The sequence below is a fragment of the Arthrobacter monumenti genome, assembly GCF_054511255.1.
Genome location: NZ_JBTNCY010000014.1, coordinates 65,432 through 74,746, shown reverse-complemented (window position 1 = coordinate 74,746; position 9,315 = coordinate 65,432). Strand labels below are relative to the sequence as shown.

The 9,315-nt window shown below is 62.3% G+C and carries 7 protein-coding genes; all 7 read right to left on the bottom strand.

Features of this window, described 5'->3' with window-relative positions; translation table 11 throughout:
* Nucleotides 1–911 precede the first annotated feature (911 nt).
* The 7 genes from tyrS to ACX80B_RS17290 all read right to left on the bottom strand — a co-directional run bounded on the left by tyrS (nt 912) and on the right by ACX80B_RS17290 (nt 9,254).
* Nucleotides 912–2,228, bottom strand: a complete 1,317-nt coding sequence (gene tyrS, locus ACX80B_RS17320) for a tyrosine--tRNA ligase (RefSeq protein ID WP_459298467.1) — start codon at nt 2,226–2,228, stop codon at nt 912–914.
* Nucleotides 2,229–2,247: 19 nt separating this feature from the next.
* Nucleotides 2,248–4,548, bottom strand: coding sequence for a HelD family protein (locus tag ACX80B_RS17315; protein ID WP_459298451.1), 2,301 nt, complete (start codon nt 4,546–4,548; stop codon nt 2,248–2,250).
* A 145-nt stretch (nt 4,549–4,693) separates the two neighbouring features.
* A complete protein-coding gene (locus tag ACX80B_RS17310) occupies nt 4,694–5,200 on the bottom strand; it encodes an adenine phosphoribosyltransferase (protein ID WP_459298465.1) in 507 nt (168 codons plus the stop codon).
* Between the two features lie 33 nt (nt 5,201–5,233).
* Nucleotides 5,234–5,905, bottom strand: coding sequence for a DNA-3-methyladenine glycosylase (locus ACX80B_RS17305; protein ID WP_459298449.1), 672 nt, complete (start codon nt 5,903–5,905; stop codon nt 5,234–5,236).
* A 1-nt stretch (nt 5,906) separates the two neighbouring features.
* The gene (gene argH / locus ACX80B_RS17300; protein ID WP_459298447.1) at nt 5,907–7,349 is read right to left on the bottom strand and encodes an argininosuccinate lyase; all 1,443 of its coding nucleotides are present in this window, start codon (nt 7,347–7,349) and stop codon (nt 5,907–5,909) included.
* Nucleotides 7,350–7,352: 3 nt separating this feature from the next.
* Complete coding sequence (locus tag ACX80B_RS17295; RefSeq protein ID WP_459298445.1) at nt 7,353–8,561, bottom strand: argininosuccinate synthase; 1,209 nt, start codon at nt 8,559–8,561, stop codon at nt 7,353–7,355.
* Nucleotides 8,562–8,711: 150 nt separating this feature from the next.
* The gene (locus tag ACX80B_RS17290; RefSeq protein ID WP_459298463.1) at nt 8,712–9,254 is read right to left on the bottom strand and encodes an arginine repressor; all 543 of its coding nucleotides are present in this window, start codon (nt 9,252–9,254) and stop codon (nt 8,712–8,714) included.
* Between the last annotated feature and the right edge of the window lie 61 nt (nt 9,255–9,315).

Below are 9,315 nucleotides of genomic sequence, written 5' to 3'. Positions count from 1 at the left end.
TGATGTATCACAGACACAACCAGCACACCCCGGAAAAAGGAGCACACTGATCGCACTAAATTTGAAACCAGCTAAAAAAACCATCCAACCACCACAGGGGCGGCAGCCAGACAGCAATCTCAACCAATAAATAATATCGGTATCGACAAAACTTGGCACACTATTGAGTTCTCAAACAACAGACGCATCCAGCCAAAACAAGGAAAACAACTCCCCTGCTCCGCACCGAAGCAACTTTACTACTCTATTCCATCCGAATCCGTAATGCAAACCCGGTTTTCCGCGGATCCTGCTTCACTTCTATTCTGATGGAATCACTGCAACCTCGAATTATTCGAAACGGTAAATCCGTTTCGCGTTTCCTCGCTGCAACGTTTTCAATCCTATTTCATCGGATCCCGTAATGCAAACCCGATTCTTTCCGGTTTTCGCTTCACGGTTTCCCGATAAAACCATTGAAAATACGAATCAATTCGAGCCTGAATAGGTTCTACATTTCTTCGCTGCAATGTTTATAACTTTATTTCATTCGAATTCTTATTGTCAAATCCGGTAATTACCGGAATTAGCACTAACAATTCTTTATGAATCCATCAAAATGTATCAGCTACTCCGTGAAGTCCGCATCGCGCACACACAGCATCGCTTCTTGATTTGAAGGGGTTGCCCCTGCTCGATGTTCTGCCCGGTCGTATTCCAGACCGTCACAGCCTTTGTCCAAACGGACTTCATCGGTAGGCGACTTCAAGAACATTACGGCAGTTCCGAGCGCGGCGTCAAATCCCATCCCTGTGCTACCTCAGCTACCTGGAAAGCCGTGGATTGAGCGCTCCAACTGGGTTGGCGCGGAGGCCGGATCCGCCCCTATTGGTGCGGATTTCCGGGGCCCTCACGCCCGCCGGCAGGTGTGACTAGCGCGCCACTTCCACAGTTGCCAGATTGCGCTTTCCACGCCGGACGAGCAAGTACCGGCCATGGAGGAGGTCGGTGAAGTCAATCACAGCATCCGCATCCGTTACTTTGACGTTGTTGATGTACGCTCCGCCCTCGGCAACCGTCCGTCGTGCAGCCGAGTTGCTTTGCGCGAGACCTGAAGCCACCAACACGTCGACGATTCCCATTCCATCCGCGCTGACGGTGCCACTGGGCAGTTCCGCCGTCGCTGATTTCAACGTTGCCTCATCGAGCTCGTTCAATTCGCCTTGGCCAAATAGCGCAGCCGAAGCAGCGATTACTTTATCTGCCGCGTCCGTTCCATGGACCAATGACGTGACATCGTATGCCAGCGCCCGCTGGGCCTCCCTTTTATGCGGTCGCTCCGCGACAGCCGTTTCCAATTCTGCAATCTGTTGGCGGGATAGGAATGTAAAGACTTTAAGCCTGTCCACTACATCGGCATCAGCAGTATTCAGCCAGAACTGGTACATGGCGTACGGCGTCGTCAGCTTTTCATCCAGCCAAACTGCATTGCCTTCGCTCTTGCCGAATTTGGTTCCATCGGAATTCGTTATCAGGGGCGTTCCAATGGCGTGCACGCTCTTGCCTTCGGCGCGGTGGATGAGGTCCACCCCGCTGGTGAGATTGCCCCACTGATCGGATCCACCCGTCTGGAGCGTACATCCGTAGCTGCGGAACAGTTCCAGGAAGTCCAGTCCCTGCAGGATCTGGTAGCTGAATTCGGTGTAGCTGATGCCGGCGTCCGAATTCAGCCGGGCGCTCACGGCGTCTTTCTTAATCATGGTGCCCACGCGGTAGTACTTGCCCACCTCGCGCAGGAAATCGATGGCCGTCATCGGTGCAGTCCAGTCCAGGTTGTTGACCATCTGCATTGGATTGTCGCCATCGACGCTGAGGAACCGCGAGACCTGGCCCTGCAGGTACCCCACCCACTCGGCAACTTGTTCCTTGGTGTTCAACGTCCGTTCCGCCGTCGGACGTGGATCCCCCACGAGTCCGGTGGACCCGCCCACCAGTCCGATGGGATGGTGCCCTGCGAGCTGGAGCCGGCGCATGGTCAACAGTTGCACAAGATTTCCCAGATGCAGGCTCGGTGCGGTTGGGTCGAAACCACAGTAGTAGGTCACCGGTTCACCTGTGAGAGCTTTTTCGAGTTCCGCCTCATCGGTGGAAACCTGAATCAGGCCCCGCCACTTGAGCTCCTGCCAGACGTTGGCAAAGCTGGTGTCGTTGTGTTGAGCCTTGACGCTCGGGGAACTTTCAACCTGCATGGAAGTCACATTTCCTAAATTACTCGATCCCCGCAGGGATTTCTCCTTCGGCTACCAGACGCAGCCGCTGGGTGGGTCGTGTCATGGCAACGTACAGATCCCCGACCTTGCCACTGGCCGCGGCCAATAGCTCGGCAGGCTCAATGATGATGACGCCGTCGAACTCCAGTCCCTTGGCGTCGTGGGCACTGATCACCACAATATCCTGCTCGAGTCCACCGGATCCGGCTCCCACCCGCGCGCCGTAAACGGCACGCAGCTCCCGCCGCAGGCCAGCTACCCGCGGGGCATCCGCAATGATTGCCAACAGTCCGCCGTCGAGCAGGCCCAATTCTTCGGGAACGGCGTCGAGCAACGCGTCCGTCAACCTGCCCTCCTCGACGCGTTCGACGACGGGTCCCCAGCGGCCTTCGCGGACCGCCTTGGGTGCGGCGATGCCCAGGCCAGCGGCATTGGTCATCCGGACGGCGGCTTCGGCGATCTGGGTGGGGGTGCGGTAATTCACCGTCAGCTCCTCCAGCTTCCACCGCTCCCCCAGGAACGGCTCGAGTGCCTGAGCCCAGGAGGCGGCGCCGGCTGCAGAACTGGTTTGCGCAATGTCGCCGACGACGGTGAACGACTTCAGCGGGCAGCGGCGCATCAGCAACCGCCACTGCATGGCGGACAGTTCCTGCGCCTCATCGACCACAATGTGCCCGAAGGCCCAAGTGCGGTCATTGACGGCCCGCTCGGCCGCCGTGAAGCGTTGTTCCTGAACCGCGTTGAAATCCGCCAGCTCTTCGGCCCGCAGCGTTCCATCGACGCCCGAATCGGCCAGCGAGGGGTTGACGTTTTCGATCGTCCGCTCGGCGTTGGCAATATCGCGTTGCCGTTCCGCCTCGCGGGCAGCGGCGTCCCGTCCTCCGGATACGTCAAGCTCGCCGAGCAGCTCAGCGGCCTCATCCAGCAGCGCCACATCGGCTTCGGTCCACGGTGCGTCCGGGCTGCGCAGCAGGAGTTCCCGCTCCCCGGTGCTGAGCTTGGGGGCGGCTGCCTCCAGCCGCTCCGGTTTGGAGAGCAAGTCACGGATGAGTTTTTCCGGTGTAAGCGGCATCCAGCACAGGTTAATGGCGACGCGGACGTCGCGGGAGGACCGGACCTCTTCCGCAAGGTAGGACCGGTCCGCCGCATTGCCGCGGCCGGAGGATTCCTCGATTTTCTCGGTCAACTGTTCGGTCAGTTCCCGCAACAGGATCTTGACGAACGTCATCCGGGCCTCGTTATGCGTTTTGCCGGTGGCGCGGGCTTTCTCCCGTGCACGGCGGACCTGCTTCGGCGTCAACGTAATGGTGGTGCTTTCGACCTTGAGCCGCTGGTCCGCATCCGGCACCCGCTGCCGGTTGGCAACCGCGCGCTTGACGACGTCGGCCATCTCCAGCCGGCCCTTAACCTCCACCACATCCGGGTTCCGCTCGTCCACGGTGCTGATTCCGGGCATCAGCCGGCCAACGCTGGTCATTACGACGCCGGTCTCACCCAGCGAGGGCAGCACACGTTCGATGTAGCGCATGAAGGAATTGGACGGGCCTACCAGCAGCACGCCGGCCGACTTGAGGCGTTCGCGGTGAGTGTAGAGCAGGTACGCGGCACGGTGCAGGGCAACGGCCGTCTTGCCGGTTCCTGGCCCGCCCTGGACCACCAGGGCTCCCGGCAAAGCGGAACGGATAATCCGGTCCTGTTCGGCCTGGATGGTTCCGACGATGTCGGCCATCTGGCCGGTGCGCTTGGAGTTCAGTGCGGCCAGCAGCGCGCCCTCGCCCTGCAGCACATCCGAGTCGTCCAGCATTTCCGTATCGAGGACGTCGTCTTCAATGGCCTTGACGCTGCGCCCCTGCAGGATCAGATGCCGCCGGCGGCGTACACCTTGGCGTTCGAAGGCTGTCGCCTGGTAGAAGGTACCAGCCTCCGGGGCCCGCCAGTCCACCATGAGTCGTTGCAGGTCGGCCGTCGACAAGCCGATGCGGCCGATGTAGCGGGATTCGCCGTCGTCCAGATCCAGCCGCCCGAACACCAGCCGGTCATCCACTGCGTTGAGCTGGGCGAGCCGGTCCTCATAGAGGGTGGCAAAAGCGTCACGTTCGGAACGGTTCTGATGGGAACCGGCGGAGGTAGTGCGCCGGACCTGGGCGAGCTGGGCCGCCTTTTCCTCCCGCAACTCGTCCAGGCGGGCATACAAACCCGCCACGTATTCGCGCTCATAGTTCAGCTCGGAGTCCAGGGTTTCTGAACCCGTGGACCCGGTGGCTGTGGACTCGGTATCGGCCAAACGGCTCTCCGGCATTGCATTCCCCTCCCGCTAAAAGGCAGACCGTCTATTCTACAGCGATTTGTGCGCCGCCGCATTGCTGGATTACGTCCGGTCGGCTGCGCATTGCAGGAAGGTGCAGAGTGCTGTCTCACGCCGGGTTGCACGCCGGCAACTTTTGTCAGACACGGGCGAGGGAACGGACCCGGTGTCCGGCCAAAGCGCTGCGGCCGCGAAGTCCATTTAATTCCAGTACGACGCCGAAACCGGCCACCCGGACGCCGGCGCGGCTGAACAATCTGCTTGTGGCGGCGAGGGTCCCTCCGGTGGCGAGAACGTCGTCGAGCACCAGCACCCGGGTTCCGGCGGCGACGTCGTCGATGTGCATTTGCAGGCCGGCCGATCCATACTCCAGCTCGTACTGTTCGGTGTAGACGCGGCGGGGCAGCTTGCCCGGCTTGCGTACGGTAATGACTCCGACTCCGGCGGAGTAGGCTGCCGCTGCGGCCAGCAGGAAGCCACGCGCCTCCACACCGGCGACGGCGTCGAACTGGCCGGCAAAGGGCTCGATCAGGGAATCGACGATGGCGCGGAGTGCTGCTCCATCCGCGAACACCGGCGTCAGGTCGCGGAAGGTGATTCCTGGCTTTGGGTAGTACTGGACCACGGCGCAGAGCCGGCTGATCATTGACTCCACCGGTTCACGGGAAGAAATAGTCACCTAAGCACCGTACCGGTTTGGCATTGAGGCGGGCGCCTGGCGTGGTTTGGCCGGGCGGTACGTCGACACAGTCTTGTCCCCGGAGAGCCAGAACCGCCAGGGGTACTCGTGCCCGCCGCCGGGTCCGCTTACTCCGACGCGGGGGCCGGTGCTCAGATGCTGCGGCGACGGAGCGGCATCGGCCAGCCGCAGGGTCAACGGGGATTCAAAAACCGGCTGCCCGTTGTGCTCCTTTCCCAGCCCAAGAGCCTGGGTCAGCCTGGCGGGGCCTTTGGCCAGTTCGATTTCCTTTTTCGCCGCTGTGCGCCTGGACTTGGCCAGCTCCCTGCCCTCGACCACCTCGCCTGCGCGGAGGAGACAGCCGGAGGAAGTGCCGGCGGTGCCGCAGACGATATTGGCGCAATAATGCATGCCGTAGGTGAAATAGACGTACAGAAAACCGGCCGGGCCGAACATGACGGCGTTCCGGTTCGTCTTGCCGCGGAAGCCGTGAGAGCCGGGGTCCGGAAGATCCGAAGTCTGTGATCCGAGATAGGCCTCAACTTCGGTAATCCGGACCGTTACCGGTCCCTCATCGCTTTCATGCCGCAACGTTGCTCCCAACAGCCGCGGCGCCGCGTCCACACTATGGTGGTGCAGCAGAAAGTTGTGATCGTCATTGACAGGGTGCATTTCAGATCCGTGCGTAGTCCCTGGCGGTTTCGACGTCGGAGCGCAGCACTTCGAGTTGTTTCTGCACTGCGGACGGTGCCGTCCCGCCTTGGGCATCACGGCTGTTGAGTGAACCGTCGACCGTTAGGACTTCGCGTACGCCGGGGGTCAGATGCTCCGAAATGGCGGCAAAATCCTCATCCGTCAGGTCCCACAGTTCGATCCCACGCTTTTCGCACAGGGCAACGGCCTCACCCGACAATTCATGCGCCACCCGGAAGGGCACGCCCTGGCGCACCAACCATTCGGCGACGTCGGTGGCGAGCGCAAAGCCCTGCGGAGCCAGAGCCTGCATCCGCTCGGTGTGGAACTTTAAGGTGCCCACCATCCCGGCCACCGCCGGCAGCAGCAGTTCGAGTGTGTCGGCGGCGTCGAAGACCGGTTCCTTGTCCTCCTGCAGGTCCCGGTTGTACGCCAGCGGCAGGCCCTTGAGGGTGGCCAGCAGCCCGGTCAGGTCTCCGATCAGACGACCCGATTTGCCGCGGGCCAATTCGGCCACATCCGGGTTCTTCTTTTGCGGCATGATCGACGAGCCGGTGGAAAATGCGTCGTCGAGGGTCACGAAGGAGAATTCCTTGGTCGCCCAGAAGATGATTTCCTCGCTGATCCGGGACAGGTCAACGCCAATCATGGCACTGACCCAAGCGAACTCGGCATACACGTCGCGGGAAGCAGTTCCGTCAATCGAATTGTGTACAGCGGAATTGAAACCCAGGTCCCTGGCCACTGCCTCCGGATCCAACCCGAGCGACGAACCGGCCAACGCGCCCGATCCGTACGGCGAGACGGCCGCGCGCTTATCCCAGTCGATCAGTCGCTGCACATCCCGCAGCAAAGCCCAGGCATGCGCCAGCAGATGGTGTGAAAGCAGCACCGGCTGGGCATGCTGAAGGTGGGTGCGCCCCGGCATAGCAGCGCCGAGGTGCTCGGTTGCCTGCGCCATCAAGGCGTCGACGACGTCGAGCACTCCCCCGGCTATGATGCGCCCATGGTCGCGCAGGTACATCCGGCCCATGGTGGCAATCTGGTCGTTCCGCGAACGGCCCGCACGGAGCTTGCCGCCCAGTTGCGGCCCGGCGCGTTCGATCAGGCCACGCTCCAGGGAGCCGTGCACATCCTCATCCGATTCGGCCGCGGTGTAAGCACCCGAACGGACGTCCGCGTCAAGCTGGTCCAGGGCCGACAGCATTCCCTCGAGTTCAGCATCGTCGAGCAATCCGGCCTTGTGCAGGACGCGGGCGTGGGCCTTGGATCCAGCAATGTCGTATCCGGCCAGGCGCCAGTCGAAGTCGGTGGATTTGCTCAGGGCTGCCAGCGCATCGTTGGGTCCGCTGGCGAATCTGCCGCCCCACAGCGCGCCGGTGTTGGTCTTCCGTGCGCCGTCGTTGTTTCCCTGACCGGACATGGCCTACTTACCCTCTGCCGCGCGCTGATCCCGGCCGGAAGCGACCTTCGAAGACATGCCGAACAGCTCGATAAACCCGCGGGCCATCGACTGATCGAAGGTATCGCCGGTGTCGTAGGTGGCGAGGTTGAAGTCGTACAGTGCGGTTTCGGAGCGGCGCCCGGTAACAGTGGCCCGGCCGCCGTGCAGCTCCATCCGGATGTCACCGTTGACGTAGGTCTGGGTGTCATCAATGAACGTATCCAGTGATCGCTTCAGCGGGGAGAACCACTGACCGTCGTAGACCAGTTCCGTCCAGCGCTGGCCGACCGTCTTCTTGAAGCGGGCCTGCTCGCGCTCAACGGTGACGTTCTCCAGTTCGCGGTGGGCTACGATCAGCGCCATCGCGCCGGGAGCCTCGTAGATTTCGCGGCTCTTGATACCCACCAGGCGGTCCTCGACGATGTCGATCCGGCCTACACCCTGCGCTCCGGCGCGGCGGTTCATCTCCTGAATCGCTTCCAGCGGCGTCACGGCGTGGCCATCGATGGCTACCGGAACACCGGCTGAGAAGGAAATCGTGACTTCGTCGACCACCGGAGGGAATGCCGGGTCATCGGTGTAGTTGTACACGTCCTTGGTGGGGCCGTTCCAGATGTCTTCAAGGAAACCGGTCTCCACCGCGCGTCCCCACACGTTCGCGTCGATCGAGAATGGGTTCTTCTTGGTGGTCTCGATCGGAAGCTTGTTCTTCTCTGCATATTCGATCGCCTTGTCGCGGGTCAGCGCGAGATCCCGGACCGGGGCAATGCACTTCAGGTCCGGACCAAGGGTCTGGATTCCGACCTCGAAACGGACCTGGTCGTTACCCTTGCCGGTGCAACCGTGGGCAACGGTGGTGGCTCCAAATTCCCGGGCTGCTGCCACCAGATGCTTCACGATGACCGGCCGGGACACGGCGGACACCAACGGGTAGGAGTCCTGGTAGAGGGCGTTGGCCTTCAGCGCCGGCATGCAGTACTCAGCGGCAAATTCGTCGCGGGCATCGGCAACGTAGGCTTCGACGGCGCCACAGTCGAGTGCACGCTGGCGGATAGTCTCCAGGGACTCGCCGCCCTGTCCGACGTCGACGGCAACGGCAATCACCTCGGATCCGGTGGCTTCGGCGATCCAGCCGATGGCGACGGAGGTGTCGAGCCCACCGGAGTAGGCCAAAACGATGCGGTCAGTCACAAATTGCTCCTTGTTCGATTGGGCGGTCAGCGCACCGATCGGGCGCCGCCCACCCGCGCGTGGTTGGTCGGTTGAGCTTGCTTCAAGGCTATGCGTTCAGGGACGCATTTGCCGATTCGTTCAGGGTCGGGCGTTGACTATCCGCTAGCGTCAGGCCCTGCCGGCGGCCGCGGCCAGATCCAGGAACCGCCTGGCGACGGCGTCACCCGCGCCGGCGTCGCGGCACACCAGCAGGATCGTGTCGTCTCCGGCGATAGTACCCATGATGGCCGGCATCGTGGAATGGTCGATGGCGGAGGCAAGATATTGCGCCGCTCCGGGTGGAGTCCGCAGGACCACCAGGTTGGCCGAGGCTTCCGCGGTCACCAGCACGTCCTCGCACAGTTTCCCCAGCCTCGCGTCCAGAACTTCCTGGTCCAGCGCCGATTGCAGCGTCCGGTCGACTCCATCCGACGGCACGGCATAGACAAGCCCGCCGGCCGGGCTTCGGACCCGTACCGCGCCAAGTTCCACCAAGTCACGGGAGAGCGTCGCCTGGGTGACCTGGACGCCGTCGTCGGCCAATAAAGCGGCCAATTCCGCCTGCGAGCGCACGGGCCGGGAGGTCAGTAGGGCTGTGATCCGCCCCTGACGCGCGGTCTTGGTGGCGGGCCTGCCGGTCGAGCGGCCGTCTGGTCCGGCGTCGGGCTCGATCCCGCCCTCTGTCCCCGCGGCGGGATTGGTCCGGCCTTCCGTCTCCGCAGCGCCGGCCACC

Excerpts from the sequence above, each read along its gene's own strand:
- tyrS (WP_459298467.1), bottom strand. The coding sequence starts at position 2,228 with ATGCAGGTTGAAAGTTCCCCGAGCGTCAAGGCTCAACACAACGACACC.
- ACX80B_RS17315 (WP_459298451.1), bottom strand. The coding sequence starts at position 4,548 with ATGCCGGAGAGCCGTTTGGCCGATACCGAGTCCACAGCCACCGGGTCC.
- ACX80B_RS17310 (WP_459298465.1), bottom strand. The coding sequence starts at position 5,200 with ATGATCAGCCGGCTCTGCGCCGTGGTCCAGTACTACCCAAAGCCAGGA.
- ACX80B_RS17305 (WP_459298449.1), bottom strand. The coding sequence starts at position 5,905 with ATGCACCCTGTCAATGACGATCACAACTTTCTGCTGCACCACCATAGT.
- argH (WP_459298447.1), bottom strand. The coding sequence starts at position 7,349 with ATGTCCGGTCAGGGAAACAACGACGGCGCACGGAAGACCAACACCGGC.